Annotated in this window: 16 protein-coding genes; 6 read left to right on the forward strand and 10 right to left on the reverse strand. The window is 60.4% G+C overall.

The annotated features are described in order from the left end of the window. Positions 1-296: 296 nt before the first annotated feature. Both A0W34_RS06025 and A0W34_RS06030 read right to left on the reverse strand, forming a co-directional pair. Positions 297-845, reverse strand: coding sequence for a hypothetical protein (locus tag A0W34_RS06025; RefSeq protein WP_003943619.1), 549 nt, complete (start codon positions 843-845; stop codon positions 297-299). A gap of 159 nt (positions 846-1004) precedes the next feature. Beyond that, positions 1005-1265, reverse strand: a complete 261-nt coding sequence (locus tag A0W34_RS06030; RefSeq protein ID WP_042452363.1) for a hypothetical protein — start codon at positions 1263-1265, stop codon at positions 1005-1007. A gap of 67 nt (positions 1266-1332) precedes the next feature. On the opposite strand from A0W34_RS06030, the gene A0W34_RS06035 reads away from it, so the two are divergent. The 5 genes from A0W34_RS06035 to A0W34_RS06050 all read left to right on the forward strand — a co-directional run bounded on the left by A0W34_RS06035 (position 1333) and on the right by A0W34_RS06050 (position 5983). After that, on the forward strand, positions 1333-3048 hold the full coding sequence (locus A0W34_RS06035; RefSeq protein WP_058038916.1) for a 3-ketosteroid-delta-1-dehydrogenase: 1716 nt from the start codon (positions 1333-1335) through the stop codon (positions 3046-3048). Between the two features lie 689 nt (positions 3049-3737). Next, a complete protein-coding gene (locus A0W34_RS06040) occupies positions 3738-4544 on the forward strand; it encodes a M23 family metallopeptidase (RefSeq protein ID WP_232329995.1) in 807 nt (268 codons plus the stop codon). Positions 4545-4788: 244 nt separating this feature from the next. Next, positions 4789-5013 (forward strand): hypothetical protein, encoded by a 225-nt coding sequence (locus tag A0W34_RS33380; RefSeq protein ID WP_223304614.1) that lies wholly within the window; start codon positions 4789-4791, stop codon positions 5011-5013. Positions 5014-5228: 215 nt separating this feature from the next. Beyond that, positions 5229-5552, forward strand: coding sequence for a pentapeptide repeat-containing protein (locus A0W34_RS33385; protein WP_411561140.1), 324 nt, complete (start codon positions 5229-5231; stop codon positions 5550-5552). 119 nt (positions 5553-5671) lie between these two features. Further along, positions 5672-5983: a hypothetical protein gene (locus A0W34_RS06050; protein ID WP_232329997.1), complete on the forward strand. Its 312-nt coding sequence runs from the start codon at positions 5672-5674 to the stop codon at positions 5981-5983. A gap of 78 nt (positions 5984-6061) precedes the next feature. Here A0W34_RS06050 and A0W34_RS06055 read toward each other — a convergent pair whose 3' ends face one another. The 4 genes from A0W34_RS06055 to A0W34_RS06070 form a co-directional block, all read right to left on the reverse strand. Beyond that, positions 6062-6403, reverse strand: coding sequence for a hypothetical protein (locus A0W34_RS06055; RefSeq protein WP_063314901.1), 342 nt, complete (start codon positions 6401-6403; stop codon positions 6062-6064). Then, the gene (locus A0W34_RS06060) at positions 6400-7551 is read right to left on the reverse strand and encodes an alkane 1-monooxygenase (RefSeq protein WP_063315140.1); all 1152 of its coding nucleotides are present in this window, start codon (positions 7549-7551) and stop codon (positions 6400-6402) included. Before A0W34_RS06060 ends, A0W34_RS06055 begins: the two co-directional genes overlap by 4 nt. A gap of 95 nt (positions 7552-7646) precedes the next feature. Continuing rightward, positions 7647-8300 (reverse strand): class F sortase, encoded by a 654-nt coding sequence (locus A0W34_RS06065; RefSeq protein ID WP_003943710.1) that lies wholly within the window; start codon positions 8298-8300, stop codon positions 7647-7649. Continuing rightward, a complete protein-coding gene (locus tag A0W34_RS06070; RefSeq protein ID WP_081557472.1) occupies positions 8301-9635 on the reverse strand; it encodes an ice-binding family protein in 1335 nt (444 codons plus the stop codon). 223 nt (positions 9636-9858) lie between these two features. Here A0W34_RS06070 and A0W34_RS06075 point away from each other — a divergent pair, with 223 nt between their 5' ends. Further along, positions 9859-10575: a TetR/AcrR family transcriptional regulator C-terminal domain-containing protein gene (locus A0W34_RS06075; protein WP_058038923.1), complete on the forward strand. Its 717-nt coding sequence runs from the start codon at positions 9859-9861 to the stop codon at positions 10573-10575. Between the two features lie 356 nt (positions 10576-10931). Here A0W34_RS06075 and A0W34_RS33140 read toward each other — a convergent pair whose 3' ends face one another. The 4 genes from A0W34_RS33140 to A0W34_RS06090 form a co-directional block, all read right to left on the reverse strand. Next, positions 10932-11075, reverse strand: coding sequence for a hypothetical protein (locus A0W34_RS33140; RefSeq protein WP_193595562.1), 144 nt, complete (start codon positions 11073-11075; stop codon positions 10932-10934). A gap of 58 nt (positions 11076-11133) precedes the next feature. Then, positions 11134-11595 (reverse strand): Hsp20/alpha crystallin family protein, encoded by a 462-nt coding sequence (locus A0W34_RS06080; RefSeq protein WP_007726499.1) that lies wholly within the window; start codon positions 11593-11595, stop codon positions 11134-11136. 186 nt (positions 11596-11781) lie between these two features. Further along, positions 11782-12666: an MBL fold metallo-hydrolase gene (locus A0W34_RS06085; protein ID WP_042452347.1), complete on the reverse strand. Its 885-nt coding sequence runs from the start codon at positions 12664-12666 to the stop codon at positions 11782-11784. A 137-nt stretch (positions 12667-12803) separates the two neighbouring features. Further along, positions 12804-14057 carry a wax ester/triacylglycerol synthase domain-containing protein gene (locus tag A0W34_RS06090; protein WP_064689433.1) on the reverse strand — a complete coding sequence of 418 codons (1254 nt, stop codon included), beginning with the start codon at positions 14055-14057 and terminating at the stop codon, positions 12804-12806. Positions 14058-14076: the final 19 nt, after the last annotated feature.

A 14076-nucleotide genomic window follows, 5' to 3' on the forward strand; every position in this document is an offset into this window, starting at 1 on the left:
CCGTCCGTCGAACCGCCTCTGCCGTCGTCGAAGCACGTACTACGGCAACCGGTGTTCCGGCTGCGGGATCGAAACTCCAGTCCTGCCGATAGGACTGGAGTAGATCTGGATCTGTGATCATCGCACCTGGCGACAATCGCTGGGCGAGCGTGTTCAAAGCGTCGACACTACCATGATCTGGTTTCAGCCTTCCGCTCCGAGATGTGAAACTCATTGTGTCCAAGGCATGTCCGTGGACCCGAGAGTTGAAAGTCAGTATCTCGAGTGCGGTTGAGATCCACCGAATATGGCGTACGTCATATGTTGCTGAGGTCGGTCAGTACCTGATCGAAGGCGCCGGTACGTCCAGGTGTCACTACCTTCTGAAACAGTGTCAGGACACATTCGTCAAGGGCGTCCGTTGCCGTGAGGGTTCTTCTGGCGACGGTGCTTCTACCGGACCATCGGCCACGTTCCATGTGTGCCAATGCGATTCCGTCACGCCGGGCTGTTGCCTTTCGGCCCGATGAATGAACGAAGAGGTATGTTCTGCCCGCGATATCGACTTCGCACAGCTTGTTCTTGCGGCGCATGGCCTTGGGCTTCTGGTCGATCAGGGTCCCGATCGTTCCGTCGGACAATCGAAGTGATGCAGGTCGGCCTTTACGGAATGTGAGCCTGGATCGATCCTGCTCGGCTGTTGACGATTTCCTCTTCCGCCCGCCGGCAACGCTCTCCGATCCGTCGTCGGATGCGGGAATCAGTTCGCCTTGAACGTTCCCCGACGGATCGAATATCGATACGGCCGAACCACCTTCGGCGAGGTTGACGAACCAGCCGGTCTCTGTAGGGGTGTTCCATTTCATGTAGATGATTATTCTTCATCAGTGCCGAGGAACATCAGCCGACAGCCCGAGACGAGGATCGCGGTCAGGATTCGACAGTCACCTCGATCACGCCATCGTCGCCGTTGAAACGAACCGCCGGCCAGTACCCGTCCATGAAATGCAAACCGCACGAGTCTGTCAGACGTTGACAATCGCTTCGACGGCCAGACGGTGAAGAGCCTGGTGCTGCTCGAAGACGTGGCGTAGGCGGGGAAGCATGCCGCGTGCAAGGGTGCCGAGCGTTTCGTCGACGATGCCGAAGCTGGGATTTGTCCTCACGTGAGCAGCGTAGACATCGAAGAAGGCAAGCCGCGATTCTGCTGGGGCGGGCACAACGCCCGAACCGTGGCAGGAGCCGTTCTTCGCCAATCCACTCGCAATGTCCCGCTGACTGGGCATCCGGAACCTTCTGCGCCGCGACTGCCTTAGCGTTCTACGTCGATAACCACGTGAAGGGATTTGTTCAATGGCGAAGAATCAGGCACCCCCCGCGACACAAGCCAAGGACATCGTTGTCGATCTACTGGTGATCGGGTCCGGTACCGGCATGGCTGCCGCCCTCACCGCGAACGAGCTCGGCTTGTCCACGCTGATCGTGGAGAAGACGCAGTACGTTGGCGGTTCGACGGCGCGGTCCGGTGGAGCGTTCTGGATGCCTGCCAACCCGATCTTGGCGAAAGCCGGTGCGGGCGACACCGTTGAGCGCGCGAAGACATACGTGCGGTCGGTGGTCGGTGATACTGCCCCTGCCCAACGTGGGGAGGCATTCGTCGACAACGGTGCGGCCACCGTCGACATGCTTTACCGCACGACGCCCATGAAGTTCTTCTGGGCCAAGGAATACTCCGATTACCACCCCGAACTGCCGGGAGGTAGCGCCGCCGGACGTACCTGCGAGTGCCTGCCGTTCGACGCGTCGGTACTCGGCGCGGAACGCGGTCGCCTGCGGCCCGGTTTGATGGAAGCCGGACTGCCGATGCCGGTGACAGGTGCGGACTACAAGTGGATGAACCTGATGGTGAAGAAGCCGAGCAAGGCTTTCCCTCGCATCATCCGCCGCCTGGCGCAGGGCGTTTACGGCAAGTACGTACTCAAGCGTGAATACATCGCAGGCGGTCAGGCGCTCGCCGCCGGCCTGTTCGCAGGTGTGGTCCAGGCCGGTATCCCGGTGTGGACGGAAACGTCGTTGGTTCGGCTCATCACCGAAGATGGCCGCGTAACGGGTGCAGTTGTGGTGCAAGACGGACGTGAAGTGACGGTGACCGCTCGGCGTGGTGTCGTTCTGGCAGCCGGCGGGTTCGACCACAACATGGAGTGGCGCCACAAGTACCAGTCGGAGAGGCTCGGTGAGCACGAGAGCCTGGGCGCAGAGGGCAACACCGGCGAAGCGATCGAGGCAGCACAAGAGCTCGGCGCAGGTATCGGATCGATGGATCAGTCGTGGTGGTTCCCGGCGGTGGCAAGCATCAAGGGCCGCCCGCCGATGGTGATGCTCGCAGAGCGTGCGCTGCCAGGCTCGTTCATCGTCGACCAGACCGGTCGTCGATTCGTGAACGAGGCGACGGACTACATGTCGTTCGGCCAGCGCGTGCTCGAACGGGAAAAGGCCGGAGATCCGGCCGAGTCGATGTGGTTTGTTTTCGACCAGGAGTACCGCAACAGCTACGTGTTCGCAGGCGGTATCTTCCCCCGTCAGCCGCTTCCGCAGGCATTTTTCGACTCCGGCATCGCGCACAAGGCGAGCAGTCCGGTCGAGCTTGCCCGCAAGGTCGGTCTTCCCGAGGAGGCTTTTGCCGAGTCCTTCGAGAAGTTCAACGAGGCCGCTGCTGCCGGTAGCGATGCGGAATTTGGTCGCGGCGGAAGTGCATACGATCGGTACTACGGCGACCCGACAGTGTCCCCGAACCCGAACCTGAGGAAGCTCGACACGAGTGCCCTCTACGCGGTGAAGATGACGCTCAGCGACCTCGGCACCTGCGGCGGTGTGCAGGCAGACGAGCATGCACGCGTGCTTCGTGAGGACGGCAGCGTGATCGACGGCCTGTATGCGATCGGCAATACTGCGGCCAACGCATTCGGTCACACCTACCCGGGCGCCGGTGCAACGATCGGCCAGGGGCTGGTTTACGGATACATTGCCGCTCACCACGCAGCCGAGAAAGTAGCTGCGACTCAGCAGTAGATCCACTAGGCAACAGATCGCCGAACGGGAGATCAGCACGCGTTTCCGATGCCGGGAACGTGCACTGGTCTCCCGTTCGGCTTGTAGGAGCAATGCCGCCTGTATGTCCCATCTCGGTAACGCTGACGCGCCGGGTGACCAAGACGCGGTATCGTCTCCAGAAGTGACATGGGGCACTGGCGATTGTTCGACCAGATGCCATCCACCGAAGGCGCGCCTGATATCGACCGGTCGGGTCGAATGCGCAAAAACAGGTATGTACCCAGGTAATTCAACCGTGGTGTGGAGCGTCGTGAAGCGACAGCGTATGAGGTGATTCCTCATCCGCAACGCAAGGATCTCCATGTTCCACCCTCTTTCCGACCATCCGGGTAGACACCCACCCTGTCGATCTTCGAATGAGAAGCCTTCGGTTTGTTCCGGCATTCGTAGTCCTCGATCAACGATCGATTCAGGCACTGCCTCGATGTAGAACCCGTATCTCCTGTGCTGTCACCAGGAGATACAGACCTGCGGGTCTATGCGCGCGCTCGCGTTCGAGAGCGGTCACCGTACCTCTCTCCATGGCGCGATCCGAACATTTCACTCCAACGGAGTCTTGGTGCGATACACCAAGTAGCTCAGCACGTATTGAGTGCTGTCTGCGGGTAGAGCCTGCACCTGCTCCGAGCACATCAGTCAAGGAAAACATGAGTAAGCACAGAAAACACAAGCCTTCCAGCACAAAACGATTCATCGCCGTAACTGCGGGACTGGGCGCCCTTGTGGGGGCCGGAGCAGTAGCCAATGCAGGTACCGCCGGTGCGCAGGGCTGGTCGGCGAGTTGCAATTGGGAGTGGCCGGTAAGCGGATCACTTTCGCAGGGTTACCACGCGGGACATGACGGAGTCGACTTCGCTGTCAACGTCGGCACCGCGCTCCACTCGCCCACATCGGGCACGATTTCTGTTGCCGGACCCAATGATCCGGGTGGATATGGAACGTATATCCAGTTGGAAGCGGACAGTGGCGAGCAGATTCAGATGGGCCACCTCTCCGAAACATGGGTCGGTGTGGGGCAACACGTCGAGGTAGGCGACGAGATCGGGGCAACGGGCAACACCGGTAGCTCCACCGGTCCACATCTGCATCTCCGCATTCACAGTGGAGGCGCAGTCGATCCCATGTCCTTCCTGAGTTCGATCGGGGCGTGCGATACCGGGTCGAGTATTGTTCCCGCGCCCGCGCCCGCGCCGGCACAGGACGTAGCACCCGAATTTGCACCGGAACCGGCGCCTGCTCCTGTTGTCTACTCTGAGACATCCGAATCTGCACCGGTAGAAAGCATTCCGGAGTCGGAGACTCCAGCGTCCGGCTCAGAGGTAGTCGTTGCGGCCGGTGATACATTGTTCGACCTCGCGGCAGAACGAGGTCTCACCTGGCAGCAGGTGTGGGACATGAATCCGCAGATCGTCAATCCCGATCAGATCTTTGTGGGCGACGTGATCAACTTGTGAGAGTTGATAATTCGATACTGATCCGGGGATGAGTCAACTACTCGTACACGACCGGTTTCAGTACCCCAGTTGACTCCGAGTTCCACTTGGTGTGCGTGAGCGCTGCAGCCGGGCCGTGTATTTCACGGTCCGGCTGTTTTGCGCGCTCCGAGAAGTGATTCCTACCGAAGTACTGATGCGTGGTGGTTCGCTTCTCGGACAGCCACGGCCAATCGCTGGGGATCTTGCCGATACTATTGAGCCCGTGAACCGGTCCGCGATCACCTCCCTACGTCGACGTTGGTCAGATGAGGACGTCGATAATTTACGGGCGCAATTGCTCGATCAGTCGCGGATCGTCAAGCCTCCCCACACTCTCGTCTCCCCACGGGCGGAGACCGATGACGGGCTGATCGATGTGCGTGGCCTGACAGCGGGTAGCGCTGGATTGGACATTCGGTATCTCTCACGTTGGAACGGATTGATCTGAGCTTCGCTCGGGGTTCGATCTCCGTCTTCGAATCCGAATTATTCGACTGCCGTTTCGATTTCGTGGCACTGACCGGACAGCCCCGTTTCAATCGCCGACTCGAACGGTGCAGTTTCCGGGGTGCGACGCTCTCGCGTGTGGCGCTCGGACCGAGGGTCGTCGATTGCGATTTCACTGGAGCCAAAGCACGCGGGCTCCGCTCCGTGCCCAATACTGTGTTCGAACGATGCGCATTCGACGACACAGACCTGACTGGTGCGCAGCTCGCCGATACCTCATTCGTGGAGTGTACTTTCGGCGGCGCACGATTCTCGGCGGCCACGAGTTTTGTGCGGTGTTCCTTCACCCGGACCGCTGTCGAGTTCTCCGAGGCGCAAGTGTCGCGAACAACGTGTGACGGCACCGCGATTCCGGATCAATGGGAAGGTGAGGCCGATTCAGCAGTCGCACTGGAGCGGTATGCCGGTCGATATGCCCGAGCACTTGGCGTGGGGGATACAGAGGGTATGGCCCTCGATCCTGAAATGGATGATTCGTAAAGGGGGGCAGATCGATGACTCGCGGGGTCACGTTCAGGACAGTATTCGGTGGACCGTCGGTGCCGCTTGACTTCATCGAGGAGTTGACTCGGCTCAGACACCGGCTGAGGGGCATCGCGATGCAGTACGACTTCGATCTGTTTGTTGTGGTTGGTGGCGACATCTCCGTGGTGACCGATCCGACCGGGACCCGGCTTCCGCGTGTGTTTCTGGGCAGGCGTACCGCTACGGCGCAGGTACAGATGAACACTGACGACGTGATGGGGGTGCCCGACCCGCGTGCATTTCTGTACACGACGATCCATGCGGCACTGACGGAACTGATCACGCGTGTCTCAGACCGCGACAACGACTTCGATGCGGACGGGGAGCGAGCGAAGATCGAGTTCTTGATCCTCGATGACATTGGCGAGCGCGAATCAAAGCTGTGATGGCAAATGACAAATGCTGCGCTCCCGCATTCGTCAGGCTGTTGTCACTCTCTGGCATCAAACACTGCGGTGACCACTTCACAGAAAATCGCCGGGTGCCGGCGATGGACGAACCTCACTGTGAGTTCTGCGGTGCGCGGTAGCGGTGACAAGTAGGTAGCGTTCAGCTGCGGCGTAGTCGGTGATCGATGTTCCGTCGGGCCCGGGGGTTTGAGTGATCAGGTCGAGGTATCGGCGGCGATAGAGGTATGCGTCGGGCTGGGTCAACAGGTACTCCGCGGCAGCGACGACGTCCAGGCTCGGTGCGGCTCGTCTGAGCCGGGTGCGCGCCGGCTGGTACGCAGCTCTGGCGTGTTTGGTCGGCCCGGTGGCCGTGTAGTGCCCGTCGCTGTGGTCGTCGTCTCGGGCATTGTCATTCATATCGTCGCCTTGGTGTGAATGAGCTCGACGTTGCCGTTGTAGTAGCCGAGGACACGGTGATCCATCATCCGCCGCCACAGTGGTGGTACGGCAGCGCAGACGATCATCACCGCGTATCCGGCAGGGAGTTGCGGAGCGGTTGGAGCGCTGCGCAGAGATTGGTAGCGCAGACGCGGATTCGCGTGATGGTCACTGTGTCGTTGTAATTGGTACAGGAACAAATTGGACAAGAGATGATCACTGTTCCAACTGTCTTCGGGCCGGGCTTTGACAAAGCTGCCGTCTTGTCTTCGCGCACGGAGCAATCCGTAGTGTTCGAGGTAGTTTGCGGCCTCGAGGAACGTGATCCCGGCCAAGGCTTGCAGGAGCAGCCAGGGCAGTATCTGCCACCCGAATAAGGTGATCAACGTCCCGAACAGTGCGGCGCTCAGCGACCATGCCTGCACGATGTTGTTTCGAGGTGACAGTGCGGGTGAACCCTGCCGGCGCAGGCGTGCTGATTCGATCCGCCAGCCCGATTTCAGACCTCCGAATATGCTGCGGGGCAAGAATATCCAGAACGATTCCCCGAAACGAGCACTGGCGGGATCGCGCGGCGTCGCAACGTTGACGTGGTGACCGTGATTGTGCTCGATGTAGAAGTGCCCGTAGAACGATTGAGCGAGCACAATTTTCGCCAACCGCCGCTCGAGGCGGCTGCTCTTGTGGCCTAGTTCGTGTGCGGCATTGATACCGACGCCCGCAACGACGCCGACGGTCATCGCCAGTGCGATCTTCTCTCCGGTTGCCATCGGGGCGTGCGCCCAACACCATGCGGCGAAGACGAGGCCAGCGTATTGAAGTGGCACGAACAGGTAGGTACACCATCGGTAGTAGCGGTCGTCCTGCAATGCCGCGATCACGTTGTCGGGTGGGCTGCGGCCATCTGCGCCGACTGCGACGTCGACGATCGGGATGACGAGAATCAGGATCCAGGCACCGGTCGCCCAGAACAGGCCGAGGTGCAAATATTCGACCAGCAGCCAGGACAGGAAGGGACTCAGCGGGATCAGCAATCCCAACGGCCACCAGTAACGCTTCCGATCCCGCCATGCAGGAGCGTCGACACCTGCTTCGGCGCTCGCTCGAATGTCGTCGGTGTCTGTCATCGAAACTTCTCGAGCACGGGAAAGTGGAATACGGTCATTGTTCTCCAACGGTTCGTGCGGACTTTCGAAGTGGTGTGCTGCGGCGTCTCAGGCGGTTAGGCCAGGTCGGCGAATGCGATGATGTTGTCGTTGTAACTGCGTGCGGTTTCGTCGAAGGATCCACCGCACGTGATGATCCGGAGTCCGGGGTGGTCGATGTCGCCGTATACGACGTCGGTGGGAAAGTCCTCTTTGGGGAAGTGTTCGACACTGGTAGCGGTGAACACTGCGCGACTTCCGTCTTCGCGGGTGACGATGATGTCGGCTCCTGTTTCGAGATTCCGCAGATCGAAGAAGACCCCGTCGGTGCCTTGCCAGTCGACGTGGCCGGCGATGATTGCCGGTCCGACCTCACCGGGGGCGGGAGCGCCGGTGTACCACCCTGCGTCCTTCCCATCCGGTGGGACCTCGAGTGCTCCATCGGTATCGAGTCCGAGATCGATGATGTCGGTGTCGACGCCGATGGACGGGATTTCGAGGCGCGCGGGGCGGTGTTCAGCAGTTACCGGCGCCCTTTCGGGCAGTGCAGAGTCAGTGGCGCGTGGCGCGGATGTGGTGTCTTGTCGAGGCGACGAGTGTGGTTGTGAATTTCCGCTGTCGGATTGTCCACCGGCGCATCCGACCACCGTTACGAGTACTGAAACAGTAAGGGCGAGAGCCGTGATGGCTCGGCGAGTTCGCGGAGCCATCACGGAGTTTTCGTCTTTCATCTATCGACTTGTCCGACGGATGACGAGGGCCGACATAGCCACGACGCTGAAGAAGCCGACGAGCAGGGCGATCCACCCTCCACTGGACTGTCCGTCGCGTTGGGATTGTGTGCTTCCGTCACCGGTGTCGACCGACCCTCGTGGTACCTGCTGCACCTGAGGGGCTCGAACATTCGGGGATTCCGGGCCTACCGGTTGAGTGGTCGGGGTACCCGTTCGAGAAGCTGACGTCGTCGGCACCCGAGACGGGACGGTTACCGTCCCGGGAACGGTGGGAGGTATTCCCGGCAGTGGTGGGAGACCGGGAATCTCGGGTATGGACGGAATGTTTCGGCTGGTCGTGATGATCGGCGGCGGTACGTCCACAGTGGTTGTAGTCGTGCCGTTCGGCCCTGGTGTGGTGGTCGTCGCTTCCACCGGTGTACCAGTCGTGGTTGTAGTCACCTCCGGCGGGACGACCGTCGTGGTTGTAGTCACCTCCGGCGGGACGACCGTCGTGGTTGTAGTCACCACCGGCGGGACCACAGTCGTGGTGGTAGTCGTCGCGGTGTCAGGCGGGACTGTAGTCGTCGTAGTGGTCGGAGTCGTGGTCGTGACAGGAGGCGCACAGGTCGGGATCGTAACGGTGTTCGTATCCAGAGTGACCGCGCCATTGATCGCCAACAGTCGACCCTCGACGGTTGCCTCGGTTGTGGCAGTAATGTCTGTCAGCGCCAACAGGTTTCCTCGGAAGACGGAGTTGGTGCCCAGGGTGGCGGAACTTCCAACCTGCCAGAAAACATTGCACGCCTGCGTTCCGTTGATCAGTGCAACGGTGCTGGACGACGATGTGATCAGCGTTGATCCCGCTTGGAAGACGAAGACTGCATCGGGGTCACCTTGCGCGTCGAGGGTGACGGTTCCCGACAGTGCGATCGACGAACCGGAGTTGTAGACACCCGAAACCAGTGTCCGACCGGTCAAGTCGTCTCCCGTCGGTTGTGTGGGTCCCTGACCGGCAAGAGTGTTGTAGGCAGTCAACACGTCGGGTTTCGCTCCCTGCGATACCGCGTCGCCACCATGATTGGTGCCGGTAATCGTCAGGCCCGATACACCGGTGATGGTTGGAGTCGGATACGTGCCGATATCGCCGCCGAGGGTTGTCGGTCCGGTGTTGGTGATTCCTGCTCCGGCAAGGACTGCAAAGGGCTCAGCGGTGCCGAGTCCGACAGCAGTCGCTTCCGCGCCGGCAGTGCCGGCCGGCAAGACGAGAATGCCGACGGAGAAAACGGAAATCGTTGCAATACCCGAGAATTGAAAGAACCGCGAGCGTCGTGTTGCGGTGGGTGCTGTCATGTTCTGTTCATCTTCGATCCTTTGAAGAAGGGACTCATGCGACGAAAGTGAGTCCGTACGTCCGCGCCGACTCCGGCGCCGGAACGTATCGATGAGCGCCCACGTAAATCCGGACATTCCGGGTATACGTTGTGTGTATACGTTGTATGCATAGGGCGTATCCGAACAGTAAACCAGCCGTACTGTTCTGTCAACGCGTAGGCATACGATGTATGTTTTGTGGATGACCGGACACTCGCCAGATCGCACTAAGGGTTTGATTCCCGCCGCGGACCGCGAGGAGCCCCTCACCAGGGCGCTCGTACTCTCGACGGCGTTGGCGATCATCAACGAGGAAGGTGCCGACGGCCTCTCCATGCGCCGACTGGGCAAAGCGCTCGACAGAAATCCGATGACTCTCTACAGGTACGCGGCCAACAAGGCGGCCCTGCTGGACGGGGTCGTCGAGACCGTGCTCGAACAACTGGTCGTCGACCCGTCCGATCGCGACTGGAGGGGGCAGCTGCACGCAGTTGCGTACGGGTATCGCCGCCTCGCGCTCACGCACCCCAACGTGGTTCCTTTGCTGGTCACTCGGCCGCTGTCCACCCCGCTCGGATTGCGTCCTCCCGGGACGTTGCGCTACGTCGAAGCGATTCTCGAACTGCTGATACGGGCCGGTTTCACTCCTGAAGACGCATTACACATCTACCGAGCAGTGTTCGGCTTCCTCAACGGGCACATTCTCAACGAGCTTCAGGAAATAGTCGAAAATCCCGAGGAGACGGACGATCTCTTGCGGCTCGGTCTGCATCGGCTTGCGCTTGCCGAGTTTCCGAGACTGCGGTCGATGGCTACGATCATGGCTCACTACGACGGGCAGGACGAACTCGAGCGCGGTCTGGCAATCCTTCTGGAGGGTCTGGCGACGGCATCTCCTCCGACGAGGGTTGAGGGCTGACCACTTTCAGTTTGGGTATAGACATGAGACGACCTCGACGGCCACACAATTCAGGGGACCGACGAGGTCGGTAAGCGTCAGCGCAGTCACTGACGTCTACATTTCAACCGTACGAGTCACGGTTGGCAGGTGGCGGCGAGCTTCGTCCTTGTTGTGTGAGTGTTTCGTCCTGCTTCGCCCATTTCGGGCGGTTCCTGACCTGCTGCAGGTGATTGCTCTTCGGTTCGGCCGGAATGCTTCATCGAGCTGAACGTGTGTAGAGCGCCTGTAAATGCCGTCCGTCCGCCTCGGTGGACGGACGGAAGGCATCAATTCATTTGTGGGTGACCGTATTCGGCGAACACGGTCTGGTTTTGTCAGGGTTGAAATTCTTCGTTGGTGGGGTTCTCGGGCGGGGTGGCCGCGAGGATGCGCTTCCACCAGCCTTGCCGCTGCGGGTCTTCGTTCCAGACGACCGGTTCAGCCAGAGCTGCGGCGGGGGCCATGATTGGCGCGAGCATAGTGGACCTCCTGGATGAAAGGTTCTCGTACAGTCGATTTCGTGCCAAGCCGTTCAGGTCAGGCTTCGATCTGTCCTTGGGTTTTCACCTCGGAGTTTGCGGTGCGGGACGGCGGTCCCGACGAGATTTCGATCCGCCGCGGTTTCGCCTTCTCTGCGATCGGCAAGGTCACGGTCAACACGCCGTTGTCGTATGAGGCGACGATCCGTTCGGAATCGATGTCCTCACTGATGGACAGCTGCCTTCTGTATGTTCCTGTGAAACGCTCACCGGCCAGCCACGTCACTCCCTCTTCGGAAATGGCGCTGCGGTGCGCGGTCAGGGTGAGGGTCGAGCCGTCTACCTGTACGTCCACTGATCCTGGGTCGACGCCGGGAAGATCGGCGTGAAGGACGTAGTGGTCATCGATCTTGTAGAGGTCCATCGGCATGAAGCGTGGACTTCGGCTGCTGCCGGTTCCGGTGGCAAGCAGGGACTTGGTGATCGCGTCGATGTCGGTGAAAGGATCGAAACGAAGCACAGCAACACACCTCCCGTATCGTCTAAGAAAGGTCACCGTCACCTCGACGGCGACCGAACTTACTGTGCGAGAACATGATAACCAGCCAAACTGGCACTCTGCAACCTCGAGTGCCAGATTTTTTCGGTGAACTTCGGTCCGATTTTCGGAAGTATCCGAAATGGCGCGATCAGTTCGCCAGGGATGTCAGAGGGTCCGGCGAAACACCTTGTCTTCGTCGACTGTGACGGCACCGGATGCGATGAGTCGTTCGAGGTGTAGCTGAGCTGTCCGTCGTTCGACGGCGTCGACGTACGGTGCCGATACGTGGGGGCGGTAGACGAGTCGATGAGCGACTATGTCTTCCAATAGTTTTGGTTCGCCGAGGAATTGGATGAGACGGTCTTCGCGGCTCAGTAATTTGTCGCGGTATGCGGACAACCGGCGACGGAACTCGTCGCTGCCCTCGACCACGCCCTTCTGATGGAATGTTCCGTACCAGCGTGCGTCGATCGTTGCGACGTGGTCGATGGAGTCGAGGAAGTCGTTGACGCTGCTACCCAGGTCGCCGTACATCGGGCCGAAGGAGGTGAGGTCGATGTCGGCGACGTAGAAGAAGCCGTCGGGTTCAACGAGGACCCCGCAGTGTCCGCGGGTGTGCCCTGGCAAATGAATGACTGTCGCAGTGCGGTCGCCGAGGTCGAAGACGTGGCCGCCCGCGATCCCCGACACGTTCTCGTGGGTCGGGGGTATGCCGTATTGCGTAGCGATCGACTGCTGGACCTCGACTCGTTCGTTCGGAGGAAGGCCGTAATTGGTGAGCATCGTGTCGAGGGATGCGACTGCGGGTGCGTCGAGATGGTGCGCATAGGCCGGGGTGTCGAAATGGCGTAGTCCGGCGATGTGGTCCTCGTGCCCGTGGCTGACGAATACGAGGTCTGCGCCGACGGGGTCGCGGTCGAGGGAGAGCGAAGGGTCGATGACGAGCGTGCTTTCAGATCCGTGCACTACCACGGTGTTCCCGTAGGGGACGGCACCACCGTTCTCAGGAACCAGTACCGAGACCTTGCCGAATTCTGCAGGTGTGAACATCTTTCGCCTTCCTCGTGACGATCGTGTCGTGACGACACCGGCTTGCAGGCTCGAATCAGTGGAGATGTTGTCGAGACGTCTCGACAGTATCCGTTGCCCAAGCGGCGAGGTGCATCGGATAGTGGCAGTAGATCCAGTCAGTGTGCAGTGCTGGCTATTTCGTCGAGAGTCCGTTCGACGGCTCGGGCGATCTTGCTTGCAGGTGGGAGATGCTCGGCATCGGCCTGGATTCCGATCCAGAATGTGTCGTTGTAGGACGCTGCGGTGAAGCCGACGCGGACATTGCCCGCCAACGGGCCCAGAGGCCAGAGTTCGACTAGCGCTGCCCCGTCGAGCGTGAGCGGGCCGCGCGGTCCATGGACGTTGGACACGACTGCACCGATCATGTGCTGCCGCTTTGCGAGCTTGTCGAAAATGCCGGCGATACGCGGTGACCGAAAGGTTGTTCCCGCAGCGCGTGCGGAAGGTTTGGCCGCAGCGGTTTGCTTCGCGACGATCGCGACTGTGCGTTGTGGGTCGGTTTCACGAAGTGGAAGGTCGATGATCATGAACCCGACGGCATTGCGTGCGCTACCGATCGCTGTGACTGCGACGGGTACCGATACCGCAATCGACTTGGGGATGGGCTCGCCGCATTCTTGGAGGATGAATCGCAGTCCGCCGCCCACCGCAACGAGATAGGCATCGTTCAAAGTGCCTCCCGCTTGCTGCGCGGCATGCTCGATCAGAGAGGTGCGGACGTTGACGGACGAGATCGATCTCGTGGGACCAATGGCGCCCAGCAACACCCGTGATCGGATTGGCCGGTGCAGGAAAGTACCGATTCGAAATCGGAGGAGGTCGAGCGAACCGGCGGCCTTCGGAGGGATGTTCGGCACGGGAGCGCCCGGGTCGGTACTTTTCGAATCAGGTGAGGCGAACAAGCGCTCGAAAAGGTCGCTGGCTCTGGCGCCGTCGAGAACCGCGTGATGCACTCGGATCACAATGCCGCACAGACCCGGTCGAGCTGCAGGAACGAAGGCGATGTGCCACAACGGTCGGGTGGTGTCGAGGGGTTGCATCACGAGTCGACCACAGACGGATTCGAAGTCGGGTTCTGTAGGCCCGCGTTCGTCAAGCGAGAGATGGAGGTCGAAGTCGATGTCGTTTTCCGTCCACCACCATGACCCGTTCCGCATGATCGGTCGCTGCCGCAGTAACGGCTCCTGCGCGATGTGAGCGGCGAGAGTGCGGTGAAGTCGCACTAGATCAGGTCGACCGTCTCGATCGACGAAGCCACCAGGAGCGAGCAGTCCGGCAATAGTGACCAGGTAGGGCTGGACGTGCACACCGAGCTGGAAGCTCGCAGCGTCGACGGGTGATATCGGCACGTCGGGTGTGGTGTCGACCATCTGCTGAGCCTAATCGAGG

It is taken from the genome of Rhodococcus sp. BH4 (assembly GCF_002079265.1).
In the GTDB taxonomy this organism is placed as follows: domain Bacteria; phylum Actinomycetota; class Actinomycetes; order Mycobacteriales; family Mycobacteriaceae; genus Rhodococcus_F; species Rhodococcus_F qingshengii.

What these genes read in the sequence shown, in the direction of transcription:
- A0W34_RS06025 (WP_003943619.1), bottom strand. Translation starts at nt 845, where the DNA reads ATGAAATGGAACACCCCTACAGAGACCGGCTGGTTCGTCAACCTCGCC.
- A0W34_RS06055 (WP_063314901.1), bottom strand. Translation starts at nt 6,403, where the DNA reads ATGAATGACAATGCCCGAGACGACGACCACAGCGACGGGCACTACACG.
- A0W34_RS06085 (WP_042452347.1), bottom strand. Translation starts at nt 12,666, where the DNA reads ATGTTCACACCTGCAGAATTCGGCAAGGTCTCGGTACTGGTTCCTGAG.
- A0W34_RS06070 (WP_081557472.1), bottom strand. Translation starts at nt 9,635, where the DNA reads ATGACAGCACCCACCGCAACACGACGCTCGCGGTTCTTTCAATTCTCG.
- A0W34_RS06040 (WP_232329995.1), top strand. Translation starts at nt 3,738, where the DNA reads ATGAGTAAGCACAGAAAACACAAGCCTTCCAGCACAAAACGATTCATC.
- A0W34_RS06050 (WP_232329997.1), top strand. Translation starts at nt 5,672, where the DNA reads ATGCAGTACGACTTCGATCTGTTTGTTGTGGTTGGTGGCGACATCTCC.
- A0W34_RS33140 (WP_193595562.1), bottom strand. Translation starts at nt 11,075, where the DNA reads ATGCTCGCGCCAATCATGGCCCCCGCCGCAGCTCTGGCTGAACCGGTC.
- A0W34_RS06030 (WP_042452363.1), bottom strand. Translation starts at nt 1,265, where the DNA reads ATGCCCAGTCAGCGGGACATTGCGAGTGGATTGGCGAAGAACGGCTCC.
- A0W34_RS06075 (WP_058038923.1), top strand. Translation starts at nt 9,859, where the DNA reads ATGACCGGACACTCGCCAGATCGCACTAAGGGTTTGATTCCCGCCGCG.
- A0W34_RS06035 (WP_058038916.1), top strand. Translation starts at nt 1,333, where the DNA reads ATGGCGAAGAATCAGGCACCCCCCGCGACACAAGCCAAGGACATCGTT.
- A0W34_RS06065 (WP_003943710.1), bottom strand. Translation starts at nt 8,300, where the DNA reads ATGAAAGACGAAAACTCCGTGATGGCTCCGCGAACTCGCCGAGCCATC.
- A0W34_RS06060 (WP_063315140.1), bottom strand. Translation starts at nt 7,551, where the DNA reads ATGACAGACACCGACGACATTCGAGCGAGCGCCGAAGCAGGTGTCGAC.
- A0W34_RS06090 (WP_064689433.1), bottom strand. Translation starts at nt 14,057, where the DNA reads ATGGTCGACACCACACCCGACGTGCCGATATCACCCGTCGACGCTGCG.